Origin of the sequence: Staphylococcus sp. GDY8P94P (genome assembly GCF_017892255.1) — a bacterium.
GTDB classification, from domain to species: Bacteria; Bacillota; Bacilli; order Staphylococcales; family Staphylococcaceae; genus Staphylococcus; species Staphylococcus cohnii.
Genome location: NZ_JAESKU010000008.1, coordinates 1 through 20094, shown reverse-complemented (window position 1 = coordinate 20094; position 20094 = coordinate 1). Strand labels below are relative to the sequence as shown.

At 32.0% G+C, this 20094-nt stretch carries 21 protein-coding genes; 10 read left to right on the top strand and 11 right to left on the bottom strand.

What is annotated here, in order from left to right:
- Nucleotides 1-48 precede the first annotated feature (48 nt).
- The 3 genes from KA926_RS04565 to KA926_RS04555 all read left to right on the top strand — a co-directional run bounded on the left by KA926_RS04565 (nt 49) and on the right by KA926_RS04555 (nt 2378).
- Nucleotides 49-333, top strand: a complete 285-nt coding sequence (locus KA926_RS04565; protein ID WP_181187396.1) for a hypothetical protein — start codon at nt 49-51, stop codon at nt 331-333.
- 27 nt (nt 334-360) lie between these two features.
- On the top strand, nt 361-1137 hold the full coding sequence (locus tag KA926_RS04560; RefSeq protein ID WP_210143667.1) for an N-acetylglucosaminidase: 777 nt from the start codon (nt 361-363) through the stop codon (nt 1135-1137).
- A gap of 116 nt (nt 1138-1253) precedes the next feature.
- Nucleotides 1254-2378 carry an FAD-dependent monooxygenase gene (locus tag KA926_RS04555; protein ID WP_210143666.1) on the top strand — a complete coding sequence of 375 codons (1125 nt, stop codon included), beginning with the start codon at nt 1254-1256 and terminating at the stop codon, nt 2376-2378.
- 385 nt (nt 2379-2763) lie between these two features.
- Here KA926_RS04555 and KA926_RS04550 read toward each other — a convergent pair whose 3' ends face one another.
- The 6 genes from KA926_RS04550 to KA926_RS04525 all read right to left on the bottom strand — a co-directional run bounded on the left by KA926_RS04550 (nt 2764) and on the right by KA926_RS04525 (nt 6704).
- The gene (locus KA926_RS04550) at nt 2764-3720 is read right to left on the bottom strand and encodes a 2-hydroxyacid dehydrogenase family protein (protein WP_154409423.1); all 957 of its coding nucleotides are present in this window, start codon (nt 3718-3720) and stop codon (nt 2764-2766) included.
- 163 nt (nt 3721-3883) lie between these two features.
- Nucleotides 3884-4201 (bottom strand): DMT family transporter, encoded by a 318-nt coding sequence (locus KA926_RS04545; RefSeq protein ID WP_210143665.1) that lies wholly within the window; start codon nt 4199-4201, stop codon nt 3884-3886.
- The gene (locus KA926_RS04540; RefSeq protein WP_210143664.1) at nt 4201-4521 is read right to left on the bottom strand and encodes a DMT family transporter; all 321 of its coding nucleotides are present in this window, start codon (nt 4519-4521) and stop codon (nt 4201-4203) included. Before KA926_RS04540 ends, KA926_RS04545 begins: the two co-directional genes overlap by 1 nt.
- A 200-nt stretch (nt 4522-4721) precedes the next feature.
- Nucleotides 4722-4994 carry a transposase gene (locus tag KA926_RS04535; RefSeq protein ID WP_210144081.1) on the bottom strand — a complete coding sequence of 91 codons (273 nt, stop codon included), beginning with the start codon at nt 4992-4994 and terminating at the stop codon, nt 4722-4724.
- Nucleotides 4995-5560: 566 nt separating this feature from the next.
- Nucleotides 5561-6028, bottom strand: a complete 468-nt coding sequence (locus KA926_RS04530; protein ID WP_019468322.1) for a CHAP domain-containing protein — start codon at nt 6026-6028, stop codon at nt 5561-5563.
- Nucleotides 6029-6341: 313 nt separating this feature from the next.
- Entirely contained in the window at nt 6342-6704 is a 363-nt protein-coding gene (locus tag KA926_RS04525; protein ID WP_019468321.1) for a DUF4870 domain-containing protein, read from the bottom strand.
- A gap of 253 nt (nt 6705-6957) precedes the next feature.
- Between KA926_RS04525 and KA926_RS04520 the strand changes: the two genes are divergently transcribed.
- Both KA926_RS04520 and nhaC read left to right on the top strand, forming a co-directional pair.
- A complete protein-coding gene (locus KA926_RS04520) occupies nt 6958-8028 on the top strand; it encodes an NAD/NADP-dependent octopine/nopaline dehydrogenase family protein (protein ID WP_210136937.1) in 1071 nt (356 codons plus the stop codon).
- Nucleotides 8029-8065: 37 nt separating this feature from the next.
- Nucleotides 8066-9466 (top strand): Na+/H+ antiporter NhaC, encoded by a 1401-nt coding sequence (gene nhaC / locus KA926_RS04515; protein ID WP_210143663.1) that lies wholly within the window; start codon nt 8066-8068, stop codon nt 9464-9466.
- An 800-nt stretch (nt 9467-10266) separates the two neighbouring features.
- On the opposite strand, the gene KA926_RS04510 is transcribed toward nhaC, so the two are convergent.
- On the bottom strand, nt 10267-11001 hold the full coding sequence (locus tag KA926_RS04510) for a CHAP domain-containing protein (protein WP_210143662.1): 735 nt from the start codon (nt 10999-11001) through the stop codon (nt 10267-10269).
- Nucleotides 11002-11500: 499 nt separating this feature from the next.
- Between KA926_RS04510 and KA926_RS04505 the strand changes: the two genes are divergently transcribed.
- The 4 genes from KA926_RS04505 to KA926_RS04490 all read left to right on the top strand — a co-directional run bounded on the left by KA926_RS04505 (nt 11501) and on the right by KA926_RS04490 (nt 15142).
- Nucleotides 11501-12553, top strand: coding sequence for an LLM class flavin-dependent oxidoreductase (locus KA926_RS04505; RefSeq protein WP_210143661.1), 1053 nt, complete (start codon nt 11501-11503; stop codon nt 12551-12553).
- A gap of 13 nt (nt 12554-12566) precedes the next feature.
- On the top strand, nt 12567-12926 hold the full coding sequence (locus tag KA926_RS04500; protein WP_210143660.1) for a DoxX family protein: 360 nt from the start codon (nt 12567-12569) through the stop codon (nt 12924-12926).
- 614 nt (nt 12927-13540) lie between these two features.
- Nucleotides 13541-13885: a transcriptional regulator, SarA/Rot family gene (locus KA926_RS04495; protein WP_210143659.1), complete on the top strand. Its 345-nt coding sequence runs from the start codon at nt 13541-13543 to the stop codon at nt 13883-13885.
- A gap of 174 nt (nt 13886-14059) precedes the next feature.
- The gene (locus KA926_RS04490) at nt 14060-15142 is read left to right on the top strand and encodes a PTS sugar transporter subunit IIC (RefSeq protein WP_210143658.1); all 1083 of its coding nucleotides are present in this window, start codon (nt 14060-14062) and stop codon (nt 15140-15142) included.
- Between the two features lie 363 nt (nt 15143-15505).
- Here KA926_RS04490 and KA926_RS04485 read toward each other — a convergent pair whose 3' ends face one another.
- Genes KA926_RS04485 through KA926_RS04470 form a run of 4 tightly spaced genes read right to left on the bottom strand, consistent with a single transcriptional unit; the run spans nt 15506 to nt 18503 of the window.
- Nucleotides 15506-16207, bottom strand: coding sequence for an amino acid ABC transporter permease (locus tag KA926_RS04485; RefSeq protein WP_210143657.1), 702 nt, complete (start codon nt 16205-16207; stop codon nt 15506-15508).
- Nucleotides 16208-16219: 12 nt separating this feature from the next.
- Entirely contained in the window at nt 16220-16906 is a 687-nt protein-coding gene (locus KA926_RS04480; RefSeq protein WP_210143656.1) for an amino acid ABC transporter permease, read from the bottom strand.
- Nucleotides 16903-17757 carry an amino acid ABC transporter substrate-binding protein gene (locus tag KA926_RS04475; protein ID WP_210143655.1) on the bottom strand — a complete coding sequence of 285 codons (855 nt, stop codon included), beginning with the start codon at nt 17755-17757 and terminating at the stop codon, nt 16903-16905. The genes KA926_RS04480 and KA926_RS04475 overlap by 4 nt, the downstream gene beginning before the upstream one ends.
- The gene (locus tag KA926_RS04470; RefSeq protein WP_210143654.1) at nt 17754-18503 is read right to left on the bottom strand and encodes an amino acid ABC transporter ATP-binding protein; all 750 of its coding nucleotides are present in this window, start codon (nt 18501-18503) and stop codon (nt 17754-17756) included. Before KA926_RS04470 ends, KA926_RS04475 begins: the two co-directional genes overlap by 4 nt.
- A 149-nt stretch (nt 18504-18652) precedes the next feature.
- Here KA926_RS04470 and KA926_RS04465 point away from each other — a divergent pair, with 149 nt between their 5' ends.
- Nucleotides 18653-19804 (top strand): acyl-CoA dehydrogenase family protein, encoded by a 1152-nt coding sequence (locus KA926_RS04465; RefSeq protein ID WP_210143653.1) that lies wholly within the window; start codon nt 18653-18655, stop codon nt 19802-19804.
- Nucleotides 19805-20094 lie beyond the last annotated feature (290 nt).

The window sequence follows — 20094 nt, the reverse complement described above, 5'->3', positions numbered from 1 at the left end:
ATGACATATTGAAAATTAAGTAAATATGATACAATTTCAATGAATAGAATGATTGATTTAGAATTTAGTTACAAGGAGTGGAGACTTATTAATCCGAAATTAATTAAAACCATGGCTATTATTTCAAATATATTTTTAGTCATTGGTATTATATTTTTAATTACTTTAAATGTTGTGATGGCAATTACAATGTTTGTTGTTTCTTTGACAATTAGCTTAGTAATTTTCAACACATTATTTAGAAATCGAAAGGGCATGCGTATTGCAATTAACGTTTCCTTTATAATCGTTCTTATTGCGGTTATTTTTGCCTATTTCACATTAACTCAATAAAATTGCAATGCAGGGAGATTTTAAAATATGAATGAGCGTGTTAAGCAACGTATACCGTTAATATTATTAATATTAATTATCGCTATATTTGTGATTTTATTAATAGTAAATGAAACATCTTTATTTGAGAAACAAAAGACCCATACTTTTAATGAAGCGGTAGATAAACAAGTAAGCTCAGATGCATTAAATATGAAAGAACAAGAAGGTAAATTTATTAAAGCTTCTACTGCAGATGTGAAAAAAGCAATGGAAGTTAATAGTGATCAAGATGATTTAAATCATATGGATATTTCTGAAAAAGTATCTATGTCCGAAGACGAGATAAATAAAATTTTAAAAAATAAAGGTATATTAAAAGGGAAAGGTAAAACTTTCCTAAAGGCACAAGATAAGTATGATGTTAATGTTTTATATTTAGTGAGTCATGCCCTAGTTGAAACAGGTAATGGTAAATCAGAATTAGCAAAAGGTATTAAAGATGGAGATGAAAGATATTATAACTTTTTTGGTATAGGTGCATTTGATGAAAATGCAGTACATACTGGTAGTAGCTTTGCAAAAAAACAATCGTGGACATCCCCTGAAAAAGCAATTATGGGTGGTGCTCAATTTGTAAGGAAAAATTACTTTGATAATAAACAAATATCACTTTATCAAATGAGATGGAATCCTAAGACACCTGGTGAGCATCAATATGCAAGTGATGTGGATTGGGATGACAATATCGCTTGGTTTATGAAACATTTTTATAAAAATTTAGGCATTAAAAAAGATGACATCAACAAAGATTATTATTTGTAGTGACATCAACAAAGATTACAACCGCAATTTTTAGAAACTTACATTACATTTTGTTATGTTATTATACAAATGTGAATATAATATTAAAAGATTAGGGAAAGTTGGAGTGAATAAAGATGAAAATAGCCATCGTCGGTGCAGGTATAGGTGGTTTAACTGCAGCAGCTTTATTAATAGAGCAAGGTCATGATGTAAGTGTATTTGAAAAAGAAGATACAGTATCTGAATTAGGTGCTGGTATTGGCATTGGTGGTAATGTCATTGAAAAACTAAATGGTCATGATTTAGCAAAAGGACTGAAAAACATTGGACAAGTTATTGATGTGATGGAAGTTCGGGATGAAAAAGACAAACAATTATCAAAACTTAAGTTGAAAAAAAACACTGTTAATTTAACAATGTCACGCCAAAGTTTATTAGATGTGATTAAATCTTATGTGCCTGATAGCGTAATTTTCACAAATCATAATGTAACAGGAATTGAAAATGGGGACTTGAAAGTGACCTTACAATTTTCTGAACAAACTTCACAATCATTTGATTTATGTATCGGCGCTGATGGTATACATTCAAATATAAGGCAAGCATTAGTACCAAATAGTAAACCAATCTATCAAGGATACACAGTATTCAGAGGCTTAGTTGAAGATATTGATTTAAAAGATAACCACATTGCTAAGGAATTTTGGTCTACAAAAGGTAGAGTGGGTATTGTGCCATTATTAAATAATCAGGCTTATTGGTTTATTTCAATTTCTGCCAAAGCACATGATACTAAAATACATGCTTTTGCGAAACCACATCTACAGGCAAGATTTAATCATTTTCCTAATGAGGTTAGACAAGTTTTAGATAAACAAAGTGAAACAGACGTATTATTACATGATATGTATGATTTAAACCCATTGAAATCATTTGTTTATCAACGTGTTGTGCTTTTAGGTGATGCTGCTCATGCAATGACACCTAACATGGGGCAAGGTGCTGGTCAAGCAATGGAAGACGCTATTGTTCTTGCGAATTGTGTGCAATCATATGATTTTGATTTAGCTTTGGAACGCTATGATAAATTACGTGTGAAGCATACAAAAAAAATAGTGAAGCGCTCTAGAAAAATTGGGAAAACTGCGCAAAGAACAAATAAATTTGTCGTTAAAGTGAGAAATAAAATTGCTCAAATCCTTCCTGATCGATTATTATCCAATCAGACAAAATTTATTTATAAATCGAAAGAAAAGTAAAACATATATTTGGAACAAAACGCTCAATATCATAAAGGCCGTAAATGTATTTTAGAAAAATACATTTACGGCTTTTTATCTAAATTGACTATTATTTTGTTAACTTTACTAAGGTGATAATCTAGTTTGTCATTTTCAATGCTTAAATTATGTCATATAGAACAATCTGATTAAATTTAATTTGCTCTTAATTTTTATTGCATAAACAATCTTGCAAATAGAAAAAACACTTCCGTGCTATTCATTCAAATAAATAGCACGGAAGTGTTTTTATTTTAATCCCATTAATTGCAGGAGTTTATAACTGTTTTCAATAGAAACTGGCATTTAAACATAAGTCAAAAATGAATATATCAATGTCTATATTTTGTTAAATAATCAGTGATTAATTAACGACAAATTTAGGTTCCTCACCATTAAGTTTACTTATTGTGTCATTAGCTACAATTTTTGACATCATATCACGAGATTCAAAAGTAGCATTACCAATGTGAGGTGTAATAACAACATTATCTAAAGATTTCAGTTCATCATTAATTTCAGGTTCAAATTCAAACACATCTAATGCTGCGCCTTCGATATCTTTATTTTTCAATGCTTCTACTAAAGAGGCTTCATTTACGATAGGGCCTCTAGCTGCATTAATGAGATAACTTGTTGGTTTCATTAATTTGAATTGTTCAGTGTCAAATAAATGATGTAAATCAGGATTATATGCAGCATTAATTGTAATAAAATCTGAGTGCTGTAAGAGTGTATCAAAATCAACATATTTAGCGCCTATTTCACGTTCTTTATCAACTTTTTGATGAGGTCCTGTGTAAAGTACGTTCATATCAAATGCTTTCGCACGTTTTGCCACTGCGCTTCCAATTTCTCCTAAACCAATGATTCCTATTGTTTTACCAGAAACTTCTCTGCCACGGAAGAATAATGGTGCCCATCCGTCAAATCCGGTTGTACGACATAATTTATCACCTTCAGGAATACGTCTCGCTACAGCTAATACAAGTGCGAAAGTTAATTCTGCTGTAGAGTTTGTTGAAGCTTTTGGTGTATTTGTTACATCAATTTGCTTTTGGCGTGCGTGTTCAACATCTACGTTATTGAAACCAGCGCCATAGTTTGTGATGATTTTTAAGTTTGAGCCTGCATCAATCACATCTTTATCAACATTCGTAGATAGAAGGCTGATTAAAGCGTCAGCATCTTTAACGCCTTGGATCAATGTTTCTTTATCAATAATTCCTTTGCCTTCATACATATCGACTTCATAACCTTGTTCTTTTAGCAAGTTATACCCAACTTCTGGTATTGGGCCTGCAATGAAAACTTTTACCATGTATAATCACTTCCTTTACCTAAAGTATAGTAAATTTTATATAAGTAAACAAACTTTTACATTGCTCTCAATTATAACAAAGTACATATTACATATGATTATAGTTCTAAAATAAAGTGATTATTTTATTATCGTAGATATTGCGTTAATTTAAAAAGTTATTTTAGCCAACAACTTTTAAACCAACAATTGCTAAAACAATGATAACAATAAAGAAAATACGTTTGATATTTTTAGATTCATTATAGATGAGCATGCCAGCTAGCGTGCCACCACCTGTACCAATACCGCTCCATACAGCATAAGCAGTACCCATAGGTATACCCATTGTCATCGCTAGTTTAAGTGTGCTGAAACTACAAATAAAGGCAACTGCTAAAAGCACAACGAATGCTTTCTTTTTAGTACGAGCAATTTCATTTAGAATAATGACACCAACAACTTCTAGTAAACCAGCCATAAATAGTATGATCCATGCCATTATTGTTCAGCCTCCTCTGTAGTTAATTTAAGACCGATAATTCCAATTACAAGTAAGAAAACTAATGCTATTTTCGCAATGTTAAAATGGTCTCCGAAAAACATCATATCAACCAGTACCGTTCCAATTGCACCAATACCTACAAATACAGCATAAACAGTTCCAACAGGTAACGATTTACAAGCTGAAATGACTAAATAGAAACTCAATATTAAAATAATAATCGTACCAGCCCAACTCAAGAATGAGTCAGCAGTGTTTAATCCAGTAACCCATAATATTTCTATAATTCCTGCTACGATAACTTTAAGCCACTGCATTTGCTTCAACCTCCTTTTTGCATGAAACGCTATTATTTTCTCAAACTTTTAATGAGCCTGCAATATGTAAACCTCATTTCTATTTCTATTATTTTCTCAAATATTTGTTCAAATAAATCTGTATCATGAAAACGACGTATATAATTTTATTAAAAGTTCCAAAATGAGGTACTTTATTTAAAAATTCTATATTCTATATATCATTGATATGCTACATTTGTTTCTATTTCTTTAATCGCTTGCCTGATTGATTTGTTAACAAATAGTCTTTGAATGAGCAATATTATCACTAAAACAACTGAAGCTATTGATGGTTTACCATTATCAAGACAATATTTGTCTTCGATAAGTTCATACACAAATTTTAAATCTAATATCACATCGACTTTACGTAATAAATGATTATTAAGGACTAAATCAGAGATAGAAACCATTTCATATTGATCTCCTTTATCAATTGATTTATTCATCATAATAAACACGACCACTGCTTAATTTACATATATTATAATATTGGCAGTGATGTATGCCGACTCCTGCGGGAAGAGCACTAGTTGAAGACTACAGGCTAAGGCAGTGCCCGCGGAAAGCGTGCATAAAAAAACTGCCAACAAAGTCGGAGACTTTGTCGACAGTCTGAGCCACCTTTTATAAAAAGGTGGCTTTCTCATTTCAATTTTTAGAAATTCAAATCAATGAGACAAAATAGTCTCTGAATTAGTAATATTTTAGTGTGATATTGGCAGTGATGTATGCCGACTCCTGCGGGAAGAGCACTAGCCGAAGACTACAGGCTAAGGCAGTGCCCGCGGAAAGCGTGCATAAAAAACTGCCAACAAAGTCGGAGACTCTGTCGACAGACTAAGTCTAAGACATTAAAGAATGTCTTAGACGTTTTATAAGTTACTACTTATTATTGAAAAGAATTGTTATTGGCTCTTTTAACGTTAATAATCATATTTATCTTACGTATAAAGTCGTCATTTAAGCACATGACTTTATACGTATGTCTCCCAATAGTAATTATTTAATGCCAATATTAGTTAAGGTGGATATAGTTATATGAACTAGCTTCGCCAGCTGAAATTGTACGTTCACTTACTGAGAATGGTCCACCATTATAGTTCATTTCAGAAACATTTACAGAACCATCGCTGTTTACATTTTCAACGTATGCTACGTGGCCCATGCTACCTTCACTAGATTGTAAGATAGAACCTGCCTCTGGAGAATTGTTAACTGTATATCCTGCTGAAGATGCTGCAGAAGCCCAATTATTTGCATTTCCCCATGTAGAACCAATTTCGCCACCTGTTTTATCAAATACGTACCAAGTACATTGTCCAGCAGTGTATAAGTTTGCACTTGAACCTGATGTAGCTTGTGTTGTGTTTTGGTTAGCTTGTGTAGTTTGTTCAGCTGCATTTGCTTCATTTCCGTGATCTAAACCTACAATTGCTGCGCCGATACCTGCTGTCAATGTTGTTGCTGTTACTATTTTTTTCATAATAAAAAAGTCCTCCCAAATTTAATTCATCTATTATTTTAATAAAATTTATTTTTATAATTACTGCGTTAGTTTCAACGACAATTTATACAATAACAGAAGAACATCACTTTGTGTGGATTGTTACGTATTTGTAAAACAATTAAAAAGACCTCACATATTGTTGTAATAAACAACACGTGAGGTTACAAAAGGGAATATTGTTGTAATATGGTAAAAAATGCGCAAGTATAAGGTTTAAGTACATCAACTACACATCTATTGGATTTGTATATTACATTAAGTGTAAAGAATCACAAAATTTTGATTAAAATTATTTGAAAAATCTAATAGATAACGGTGGTAAATAATCTTCACCATTATACGCTTTTACTGCTGCTACAATTGTAAAAATAAAGTTTAAAATTGCGATGATAGGAAATAGAATGAATCCTATGAGAATGAACATCAAAATAGTTGAAACGGTTAACCAAATAACATATGAAATTAGGAAATTAAAATAATTTTTACCTGCCCTATCAACGAATGCTGAGTCTTCACGTTTAATAAGCCAAATGATTAGTGGTGCTAAAAATGTAGTAAAAAAACTAAGTACATAAATTAATGTTGCCATCAATCTTGCATCGCTATTAGGTTCTTGATTGAATACTTCACGATTTGAGTATGCTTCAGTCATTATTATTCCTCCTTTTAACTTACTATTACTATAACAAAACCAAAAATGAGTTGTACATTATTTGAAAAATTTTATAAAAAAGACTGTTTACAATGTTGCGATATTGTTAAAATATAGAAATGCACATAAGCAGGTATTTAATTGAAAAAATTAAATAGGTTGTATACCAGTGTTTATCATTTTTCTTAATAGGTTATACATGAGAGTAATGTTTAACACGAAAAATTCAATGTTTAAAGAAAGAAGGGTGTTTATGAAGATAGCTATTGTAGGATCAGGTAATGGTGCTGTTACTGCAGCACTAGATATGGTTAGCAAAGGACATGAAGTCAAATTATATTGTAGAAATCAATCGATAGATAAATTTGATAAAGCCATTGAGCAAGGTGGTTTTACATTTAATAATGAAGGTGAGGAAACCTTCGTAAAATTTACTGACATAAGTGACGATATGGAATACGTACTTGAAGGTGCTGAAGTTATACAAGTTGTTATACCTTCATCATTCATTGAACATTATGCACATACTATGGCACCATTTATCAAAGCACATCAATTAATATTCTTTAATATTGCTGCTGCAATGGGATCAATACGTTTTATGAATGTGCTAGAAGATATGCATATGGATGTAATGCCTAAGTTTGCTGAAGTAAATACATTAACTTATGGTACACGTGTCGATTTTGAGGCAGCGCGTGTCGATTTATCTTTAAATGTTAGAAAAGTACATTTTTCAACATATGATAAAGAAGAGTTAAGTGATAGCTTCGATACAATAGAAAAATTGTATCCTTATATTGTCAAAGAAGAAAGCTTGTGGAAAACAAATTTAGAAAATGGTAACCCTGAAGTTCATCCTGGGCCAACGTTATTAAATGTAGGAAGAATTGATTATGCTGACACGTTCGCACTGTACGAAGAAGGGATTACGAAACATACTGTGCGCTTATTACATGCAGTAGAGTTAGAAAGACTAACATTAGGACGTAAATTAGGATTTGAGTTATCATCTGCAAAAGAAGCTCGAATTGAACGTGGTTATTTAGAAAGACAAGATGAGGATGAACCACTTAACCGTTTGTTTAATACGAGTCCCGTATTTTCTCAAATTAAGGGACCTAATCATGTGAAGAATCGTTATTTAACAGAAGATATTGCACATGGTTTAGTACTTTGGTCAAGTTTAGGTCGGGAAATTGATGTACCAACGCCTAACATTGATGCGATTATTATTATTGCATCTACAATATTAGAACGTGACTTCTTTGAAGAGGGGTTAACGATAGATGAGTTAGGAAAAGATAAGTTAGGATTGTACTAATTATAATATTCATTCATATAAATAAGGGGAAATGTGTATGAAAAGACAACCAACTTTTTTAGAATCAATTTCAACAATCATAGTGATGATTATTATTGTAATTACTGGTTTTGTTGTGTTTGATATTCCAATTCAAGCATTGCTTATTCTTTCTTCAGCTTATGCTGCAATTATCGCGAGACGGGTAGGTTTAAAATGGAAAGATTTAGAAGAAGGCATAACTAATCGCTTAGCAACAGCAATGCCAGCGATATTTATTATATTATCTGTAGGCATTATCGTAGGTACTTGGATGTATTCTGGAACAGTACCTGCACTGATTTATTATGGTTTAGAGTTTTTAAATCCTAATTTGTTTTTAGTATCAGCATTTATTATTTGTGCAATTATCTCAGTTGCTACTGGAACTGCATGGGGATCAGCATCTACGGCAGGCATAGCACTGATGGCGATAAGTGCACAACTAAATATTCCAGCTGGGATGGCTGCAGGTGCAATCATTGCAGGCGCAGTATTTGGTGATAAAATGTCACCACTATCAGACACGACCAATTTAGCAGCGTTGGTAACTAAAGTAAATATCTTCTCACATATAAAAGCGATGATATGGACAACGGTGCCAGCATCTATCATTGGACTAATTGTATGGTATTTTGCTGGTTTACAATTTAAAGGTAGCGCGAATACTTCGCAAGTTAATGCGATGCTTAAGGAACTATCAACGATTTATAACATCAACTTTTTTGTATGGTTACCGTTAATCATTATCATTGTATGTTTATTGTTTAAAATTTCCACGGTGCCGTCGATGTTAATCTCCAGTGTAAGTGCGATTGTTATCGGCGCATTTAATAATGGGTTTAATATGATAGATGGCTTTAAAGCCACTTTTGATGGATTTAATAAAAGCATGGTACCCAATTTACACAGCTCATTATCCGACAAAGCTGTTAATTTAATAGAACAGGGCGGTATGATGAGTATGACTGAAATTGTAGTTACTATTTTTTGTGGTTATGCCTTTGCTGGTATAGTGGAAAAAGCAGGATGTTTAGATGTGATCTTGAAGAAAATATCTAGTAATATCAATTCAGTGGGTACTTTAATTCTTGCCACAGTTTTAGGTGGATTAATGATGGTGTTAGCTGCAGGTGTTGCTTCTGTAGTAATAATTATGGTTGGTGTATTAATGATGGATATGTACAATAAAATGGGCTTGGATCGCTCAAATTTATCCAGAACATTAGAAGATTCAGGTACAATGATTATACCATTGATACCATGGGGCACGTCTGGCATTTATTATACTCAACAATTAGGTGTTTCTGTTGATCAGTTCTTTATTTGGGCTGTACCTTGTTATTTATGTGTCCTATTTGCGATATTTTATGGCTTTAGTGGTATTGGCATAAAAAAAGCTAAAGCTAGCGAAGGATAAAAATTATATATTAGCAACATGCTAAAATAAAGCGTAGTCATATATTCAAACTTTAAACTTGTTTATATGACTACGCTTTAGATAGATTTAAGTGAAATTAATAATAATATGTTTATGAGATAGATAATTCGGCTAAACAAAACTATGGATGAGGTGGTTCCGTATTAAATATAGTGTTTATTGTAGCGATAATACTTTAATTTAAGGAATACATCAATATTTCAATATAGGTAAAGATTTTAAATATCCTTCTATTATCTATTTTATAGTCGGTTTTATATTGTATATTGTAGCGATGGTACAGTATAAAACCGATTTATCTGGAAAATACAATCATGATATATGTATCGTTACATATCAATAAATAAAGTATTAATTGAAAATTTTCATGACTATACTTCAGTTTAATCTATGATGATAGTAATGTTATATTTACAAAAATATAGATATGAATGAAATTGCTAAATTGAGATACTATTCGATGAATAAATGTTTTATGATTTTAAAGTGTCTAGGACGAATCAATGATGTCCCAGACTTTTTTTATTTTATTGCTTATATTGTAGAATGCTTCAATGTCAAAATAGTTTCATTTCATAAAACACATGAGTCGTCAGCAATTTTAAAATCGTTTTAAATGAAGACATTGTACAAATATATATCATGAATGCCATTATGTTATCGAAACAATATCTAAAAGTGAAATAAGAAAGCGCCAATTTCTATATTATTACAATAGAAATTGGCGCTTATTTTTAGCCAGTGATTTTGTATCCTACCCGCTTATATATTTACGATTATTAGTGAATGTAGTTATAGCTTGAAGCTTGGCTAGCTGAAATTGTACGTGAAGTAACAACACCAGGACCTTGGCCATAGTTCATTTCAGATACACGGATTGAACCGTCACTGTTTACACTTTCAACATATGCTACATGTCCCATAGCACCAGTTGAAGATTGTAAGATTGAACCTTGTGAAGGTGAGTTGTTTACTGTGTAACCTGAAGCAGCTGCAGCGCTTGCCCAGTTGTTAGCGTTACCCCAAGTTGAACCAATTTTACCGCCAACTTTATCAAATACATAATAAGTACATTGTCCAGAAGTATAAAGGTTGCTAGAAAAACCTGAAGTACTTGAAATAGAACTTGATGAACTTGATGGTGCACTAGTTGTAGTTACTTTGATGTTGCGATCTGAAGTTGAGTTTGAAGCAGCTCCACCGCCACCTGTTGTATTGTTAGCTGTATATGATTGAGTTGAATTACCATATGTAGAACCGTAATTACTGCTTTGACCATTATTTGTAGCACCATTATTATTTGAATGAGCTTGGTCAGCTTGACTTGGATTCCAATTACCTTGCCAAGTATAGTGGTAATTACCTTGTTGATCTATAGTATATGAATAGCTATAAGAAGTTGGATCATTAGGGTTATAACCATTATTGTTTTCAGCAGCATCTGCTTCGTTTTGTGCAAATGCAAAAGTAGCGATTCCTGCAGTAGCGATTGTAGCTGTAGCGATTTTTTTCATTGTAAAATATCCTCCTAATAATTATAAAGCATTTAATTTATTATCTCAGTCTCTAAATGACAATAGTTTAATATAGTTTTTTTCGTTGTTTTAACGACAAGCAATACTTTATCAGATAATGGTCGATTTGTGTGCAATGTTATCATTTTGTAATTTAACTCTAATAATTAATCATTAGATGTAACAAAAAACATTAACTTTTTATAGTCTTAAATGCCCATTGTCATCGTATTTTACGGTCATTTAAGTGTAATATTGCACTCTAATTTATTACAAATCTGTAAAATAACAGAAAATTACAAATGCTAATAAATGCTAAAATTTAGTTATTTAAATAATATATTATTTTCTGAAAAGAAAGATTATTTATTTTTGAAAAAATTGAGAATAATTGATATAAATGTTTGCGTGATATTAATGAGCAATGATATTGACAGTTTATTTGAAAGGTTTTAAGATAGTGAGTATAAAAAATATACTTGATAAGCGAGGTGAATGAATGAAAATTGAGATTGGCTTAACATCTTTTGCTGATAATAGTGAAATTTTCACCGATAAAGGTAAAGAACCTGCAATTAGTAATGCTCAGAGGATAAGGAATATAATAGAAGAAATTGAAATTGCAGATCGTTATGGTCTTGATGTTTATGGATTAGGAGAACACCATCGACCTGATTATGCTGTTTCTGATCCAGTTACAGTATTAGCTGCAGCTTCTAGAAATACAACGCAAATTAAATTGAGTAGTGCTGTTACTGTATTATCCTCAGATGATCCTGTAAGAGTTTATGAAAGGTTCTCAACATTAAATGCAATTTCAAATGGTCGTGCTGAAATAATGGTAGGAAGAGGTTCATTTATAGAATCATTCCCATTATTCGGATATAACTTAAATGACTATGAACAGCTATTTAATGAAAAGATTGAATTATTGACGCAAATTAATCAAAATGAAATTGTAAATTGGACTGGTCAACTGAGAGCGAACATACAAAATTTAGGTGTGTATCCTAGAGTTGAGCAAGGTGTTTTACCTATTGCTATAGCCACTGGTGGAACGCCAGAATCTTCATTGAAAGCAGGAGCATTAGGATTACCCATCACTTATGCTATAATTGGCGGTGACCCTAAAAGATTCCGTAGAAATATTGATATGTATAAATCGATAGCTGAATCTTATGGTCACGATGTGAGTAAATTACCGATTGCTACACATTCTTGGGGTTACATTGCTGAAACGGACGAACAAGCTTTTCGTGAATTTTTCCCTTCAGTAAAAGCAAGCCATGATGTATTAGCTAAAGAACGTGGCTGGCCACTATATGATGAAAATAGCTTCATACGTGAAGCAGGACCGCATGGGGCATTATATGTTGGTAGTCCAGAAACTGTAGCTAATAAAATTATTGAAACTGTTGAAACATTAGGTTTATCTCGCTTTATGTTGCATACCCCTGTGGGCTCAATGCCTCATGAAAATACAATTAACACCATTAAATTATTAGGTGAGCGGGTAAAACCTATTGTAGATAAATATTTTGAAAACAAATAGAAGGAGAGTAAAAATGATATTACGTTATTTAACAAATTTAAAATTAGCAAAAGAATTATATGGTGCGGCAAAACCTAAATTAAAAGGTGACAAATCTATGAAAGATACCTTTACTGAAGTGTTTAATTTGCCAGCAAATGCAGTACCTTTAGCTGGTGCTTTAGAAGGATTAAGTGCAATATTTTTCGTATTAAGCTTTGCAAGTAAAAGACTATCACGCATTGCTTCTCTATTAACTATTACAGTGCTAGGTGTAGCAGCGTATAAACACTTTGAAGCTGGTCATGGTAAAGCAGGTGCAAAACATGCACTTGATTTAACAGGATTAGCAACACTTAGCTTATTAGATACTTTAGATTGTAAAAAGAAATAATTAATCATTAAAATACCAGCTGGATATTGATATAATAAAGCGTTTCGTTTTAAATGAAAAAGTAAAAATGATAGTTAACACAACTTGGGACTTTAATAAATGTCTCAAGTTGTTTTTTATTTATCGGCAGACGTCAAGTGAGGAAACGCTTGTACATAGCGATAGTAGAAATAGTAAAACGCGAATCGTTCAATTTGAAAATGATTATTTAATAGTTATGCGTTTAAAATGAGTATATGCTACATATAGATGCATTACGTTAGACTTGTTGATTTAAATATAGTTGGTTGTCTTATGTAACCATATTTGTAATTGATATTTCAAAGTATATTTAGTTTGCTTTTGTGGAGTTCAATTTATTAAATTAACGTCAAATACTAATAATTTTAAAAATTTATAAGAGGTATTAATGAATTTTTAGTAACAAAAAGGATATATGTAGCACTAAATTTTAATAATAAAAAGTGGTATTAAAAAAATAGTAGCAATTCCTAATATTTTTCATAGTAAGCCATATTGAATTCAATAGCATAAATAGGATAAAATTATATTACATAAAGATAGGCACACTTTGAAATATATTAACATCATGAAAAAACATAAGGAGTGGTTTTATGGAAAAATTAAAAGAACTAAATGAACTAATAACTTTGTATCAAAAAGGAAAGCAGTTTTTCAAAGAAACTAAAAAATATCACAAATTAAATTATGAAGAAATATTTATTTTGAATTATATACATGAAAGTCAATCTTATGAAGTTACTGCGAAAGAAATCGCACAATATTCAGAGTTAAAACCGTACTATTTAACGAAGGCATTACAAAAATTAATTAAAATGGGCTATTTGAGTAAAAAGAGAAGTGATATTGATGAACGTACGGTTGTTGTATATATAAATGAAGCACAACATCAAAAAATTGAACATATGATAAAAACATTAAAAGATTATCTTAAGTAACTTGTTTTTGAAAATGAGCCGTGTTACATATATAAAAAAACGAATATTCTGAAAAGTGTAATTTTCTTTTATTAATTATATATTGAACTAAAATATTATTTGAGTAAAACTTTAAATGTGATATACTAATATTTGTTAAATGAAAGCGCATACAAATATTAGAAGGGTGTTATTATGAATTTACTTTTAGGGGTTATATTTTTAGGTATTGTTTTATGTTTGTTTACACTTTTTACTAGTAAGGCTCCAAATGGTGGAAAAGCAATGGGGGCCCTGGCAAATGCTGCAATAGCTTCTTTTTTAGTGGAAGCATTTCATAAATATGTTGGCGGGGATTTACTAGGGATTCCATTTTTAGGTCAGTTAGGTGAAGCGGCAGGCGGCTTAGGTGGTGTTGCTGCTGCTGGTTTGGTTGCATTAGCAATGGGTGTTTCTCCTGTATACGCATTTGTTATTGCAGTTGCATGCGGTAACATGGATTTACTACCAGGTTTTGTCGCAGGTTACATAGCAAGCTTTGGTATGAAATGGATAGAGCAAAAATTTCCGGATGGTTTGGATTTAATAGGTTCAATTATTATCATTGCACCTATTACACGAATTATTGCAATCGGTGTAGCACCTGTTGTAGATGCGACATTATTGCAAATAGGTAATATCATTAAAGAATCGACAACGTCAAGCCCAGTACTAATGGGGATAGTACTAGGTGGCATTATAACAGTTGTAGCTACTGCACCTTTAAGTTCGATGGCATTAACTGCATTATTAGGACTAACAGGTACACCTATGGCAATTGGAGCATTGGCAGTTTTTGGGTCATCATTTATGAATTTTGTATTGTTTAAGCGAATGAAGTTTGGTGATCGAAAAACAACGATTTCTGTCGCTATTGAGCCATTATCACAAGCAGATATTGTTACTGCAAATCCTATTCCTGTCTATGCGACTAATTTTATAGGCGGTGCAGTATCAGGCGTAATTATCGCAATGTTTGGACTCGTTAATGAAGCTACAGGTACGGCTACGCCAATTGCAGGTTTAATGGTGATGTTTGGCTTTAATAATGCATTAACTGTGATAGTTGTTGCGTTATTATGTGCGATAGGTAGTGCTATTTGTGGTTACTTAGGATCGATTGTATTCAAAAATTATCCTATTATTACTAAAGATGAATTACAAAACGGTACAAAGCCTAAAAAAGTTAAAAATTATTATAAAAGAAAAAGACAGTATGCCGAACGTTTGGCAATGTAGTTGTCTAATGATTTAGGAATGCTAAGATCCAAAAATTTGAATAAGACTGAAATATCAATCTCAGTATCAAGCCCGTTAATACATTATTATTAAAATGTATTAACGGGCTTTTTTCATGTTTATGTTTTTTATCCTTATAGAGTAGCAACATAGCGTCGTTGTTTTGTATAACAGAATATCGAGTGCCTCTCCTGAAATATTCACATTACATATGATTAACTTATATATTTACTTATAACAAATAAGACACTTCGTATTACATACATTAACTTTAAAAGTATAGCTAAGTTAACGTAGTATTGAAAATTGATAAAATGACAAATCTAAATGAGTATACAATTTCGTAATTTATGCTGAAGTTATTTATGCTGAAGTTTTTGCATACATATATTGAGTTGAACGGTTTTCTATTTTTGAAAATATCAATTCTAATACAATGGCAAGTAACCAATAAAATAATGCAGCAACACTATATACTGTTATAAATCGGTAACCTTCATTAGCGATAACATGACTGACTGCCATAATTTCAGTAACTTGTACCGCAAATGCCAAAGAAGTCCCTTTGATAAGCATGATAAATTGATTTTCGATATTGGGAAGTGCATAACTGAATGCTTGCGGTAGTATAATTTCTTTGTACGTTCTTATTGTTGAAAGCCCTACAGTTTGAGCGGCTTCAATTTGGTCAGTGTCGACTGAAAGTAATCCACCTTTAATAGATTCTGACAAATATGCAACAGCATGTAACGAAAAAACAATAAAGGCAATAATTAACGGTGAGAAAATATCAGGATTAATTGTCAATGTGAATTTTTCATTACCCCACATCACTAATTTTGGTAAGCCGTAATACATAATAAATAATTGAACAATAAGCGGTGTACTCCTAAAAAAAGAATTATATATCACTACAAGTTGAGAGATTAATGGAATATTTTTGGTTTGAATAAAGGCAAATAAAGTGCCGATGATTAAACCTACGATCATTGCTACAATTGAGATGATGATTGTATTAGGTACACCTTTAAGTACTTCTGAAAAAGTATAAAGTATAAATGACAAAATAATGCCTCCTTAGATGCGATATGGTTTTTGGGCTTGTTTATTGATGAGTGCAAATATAGTTTGTATGATAAGGGCGATAATCCAGTAAATAATGGATATAACGATATAAACTTCTAACATGCCTAGTCCATAATTATTTCCAATAATTAATTTAACTTGGCCCATCATATCAATAATCCCAATTGTAAAAGCTAAAGAAGTGTCTTTGATCAGTTCAATGACTTGTGTCGTCAAGTTTGGGATGCTATTACGCAACGCTTGAGGAATAATAATTTCCTTTAAAATCCGTGGATAAGATAAACCGACAGAAAGTCCTGCTTCAATTTGACTATAATCTACTGATTGGTATCCAGCCCGTATAATCTCTGATAGGTAAGCACCTGTATGTAATGTAAATGCTAAAATTACAAAAAACAGTCTACTGAAATGATTAATATCGATTTGGATGAATAATAATAATTGTGGCAATGCAAAATATGCCAAAAAAAGTTGTAAAATTAAAGGCGTACTTCGAATAAAAGACAGATAAATCCGGACAATAGGTGATAATATTTTCGCTTTTTTGATACGAATTGTTGCTAGGAAGCATCCCAGTATTAAAGAGAAAAAAAGTGACAATATAAAGATTAATAATGTTATGGGTAATTGCTGTAAAACTTGTCTAAATAAATCGACCCAATCAACAGAATTTGTCATGATTGTACCTCCAATTTATCTTTTTGCTTGTTTATTTCATCCAAATCATCAAATACATTAACATCAAAGTACTTTTCAGAAAGCTTCTGTAATTTGCCTTCATCTATCAGTTCTTGAGTAGCTTCATCAATATCGTCATGTAATTTTTGATGTTTTTTATTATAGACGATATGCAATGATTCTTTTTTTATGATGCCACCAATTTTGACATCAGCATTGATTTGTTTTTGAATTGCATTATAAGTGTTCCAATTTAAAATCATGGCATCACGTCTGGCATTACTAACCATTTTTAAATTATCCCCGTTAGAAGGCTCTTGAATGGTATCAATATCAATTTTTGGAGAATGTGAATTATTATACTGAGATAATATAGAATATAACCCGCCACTCGGTGCCATCGGTGTTAATTTTTTTTCAGGTAGGTCATTAAGTGCATGTATATCAGAATTATTTTGGTGAACAACAATCAAAGGTAAGGCGTAACTATAAGGAACGTCTTGGTAGAGAAACTGTTTTTCGCGTTCAGGTGTTTTAAAAAACCAATTAATACCCATATCAAACTTTCCAGCGCCAATACCTACAAGATTAGATTCTTCTTCACCAACTTCATATTTAAATTGGTATTGAGGTAACTTTTTTTCTAGTAGTTTTAGATAGTCTATATCTAAACCAGCAAATTCATTTTGCTTATTTGTATACAAATAAGGTGGATTAACTTCTGCAGATATTGCTACTTTGATTTCTTCTTTTTTATTCTGATTTGATGATTTTTGAACTTGACTACATCCGCTGCATAATACCGTAATCAAAAGTGTAATCATTAAAAAGCGTAACTTATTATTTTTCATAAAAAGTCACGCTCCATTTCTACGGTGTTTAAGAAACGGTTAATTCTTTTGGAATCTGAAGATGCTAAAACAGATTGTGGTGTACCTTGTTTTAATATTTTACCTTCATCTATAAATAAAATTTGATCAGCAATCGCTTTAGCAAATTGTATTTCATGAGTGACTATAACCATGGTCATCCCTTCTTGTGCAATAGACTTGATAAGCGACAATACTCCTTGAATTGATTCAGGATCTAATGCAGATGTAGGTTCATCTAATAGTAATACATCTGGATTAAGCGCTAAAGCACGGATAATCCCTATACGCTGACTTTGACCGCCAGATAGTTGAGAAGGGTATTTATCCTTTTGATTTAATAAATTAAAACGTTCTAAATAAGAGATGGCTATTTCATTTGCCTGCTTAGCGGGCATTTTTTTACCATGTATCAAACCTACTGTAATATTTTCAATTATTGTTTTGTTTTTAAATAAATTATAGTTTTGGAATACCATCGCAGATTTCTTTCGTAACTGTGAGATGTCTTTTTTTGAATGTTTATCGGCGACAAATTTTTGGTTATCAATTTGAATTGTGCCTGATTTTGGTATGGCTAACGCGTTCAATGTTCTTAACAGTGTCGTTTTACCTGATCCACTTGGACCTATAATAGCTGTCACAGTACCCTTATTTTGTGAAAAGCTAACGCCATTAAGAACAGTATGGTCTTTATATTTATGTACTAAATGTTCAACTGTAATCATTTTAAACCCCCAGAATATCAATAAATACAAAGTATCACATTAATCCTTATCGGTAAAGTAAGATTTTAGATAGTTTAAAGGCTTTTATTCGTTATAAGCGAGTGTTACACTAAGGTTAATAGATAAAAGTCTAAAATGAGGTGGACACTGTGAATTATTCTGCATTAATACATACAGAGATACAAAAAAAATGGATAGATAAATTTGATTCAATAAAAGAACAATTTAAAGAAAAAGCTGAGTATAATGATAAACATTCAAGATTTCCATATGAAAATATTGATTGGTTGGTAAAAGAAGGTTATACGCTATTAACGTTGCCTAAAGCTTATGGTGGTGAGGGTGCGACTGTTGAAGATATGGTTGTACTACAGACATATTTAGGAGCAATAGATGGTGCAACTGCACTTTCAGTTGGTTGGCACCTTAGCGTTGTTGGACAATTATATGAACAACATGCTTGGGAACAAGATATGCTAGAGCGCTTTGCAGTAGCAGTGAAAAAAGGTGCATTAGTTAACAGAGCTGTCAGTGAAGCTGAAACAGGCAGCCCTACACGTGGGGCAAGACCTGCTACACATGCAATAAAAAAAGACAAAGGTTTTGTGATTAATGGGGTCAAAACATTTACTTCAATGAGTAGAAGGTTAAGCCATTTTATTGTAAGTGCCTATTATGAAGAAATAGATACGGTTGGGTTTTTCTTGATATCTGAAGATACACCTGGTGTTGAGATTGCAGACAATTGGAATATGGTGGGTATGCGTGCAACTGAAAGTCATGATTTGATTTTAAATGATGTTTTCATTCCAGAAGAAAATTTTGTTGAGATAAGAGGTGCTAGTGGTAAAAAACCTAATGGTTGGATATTACATATCCCTAGTACTTATTTAGGCATTGCACAAGCAGCGAGAGACTATGCTGTTGATTTTGCAAAAAATTATAGCCCAGCAAGTATTGATGGTGTGATTGGAGATATATCGACCGTACAGCAAAATGTCGGTAAAATGGAATCCTTACTATTATCAGCTCGTCACTTTTTATGGAGTACTGCAGCGTTATACAATCAGCAACAAGACATACCAATTTGGAATGAAACTTCAGCAAGTAAAGTGTTGGTGATGAACCAAGGTTTAGAAGTGATAGATATTGCCATGCGAATAGTGGGTGCTAAGAGTTTAGAAATGGAACGTCCATTACAACGTTACTATAGAGATATGCGGGCTGGACTCCATAATCCACCTATGGAAGACATGGCTTATACTAATATTGCTCATAGTGTATTAGGTCACTTCAAATGAATACAGAAAACATGGCTTGTTTTTAAAGTAAATGAATACTTTGAACAAGCTTTATATTTTGGAATGAGTATAAAAATCAATTATTAAAGTTGATTTTTTAACTCATTCCTTTTTTTATTTTTTAAAATAATAAAAATTTTAGGTTTTCTAAGTCAAGTCCAGACTCCTGTGTACAAGGCTATACCAGGTTTTTACCAGTTCTACTTATCAAAATTGATGTATTTTCTTGAAGACTACATCCAGTCATCCTGTAGGGCCATAAGAACGGCTCCCCTTAAGCGATTGGCTGA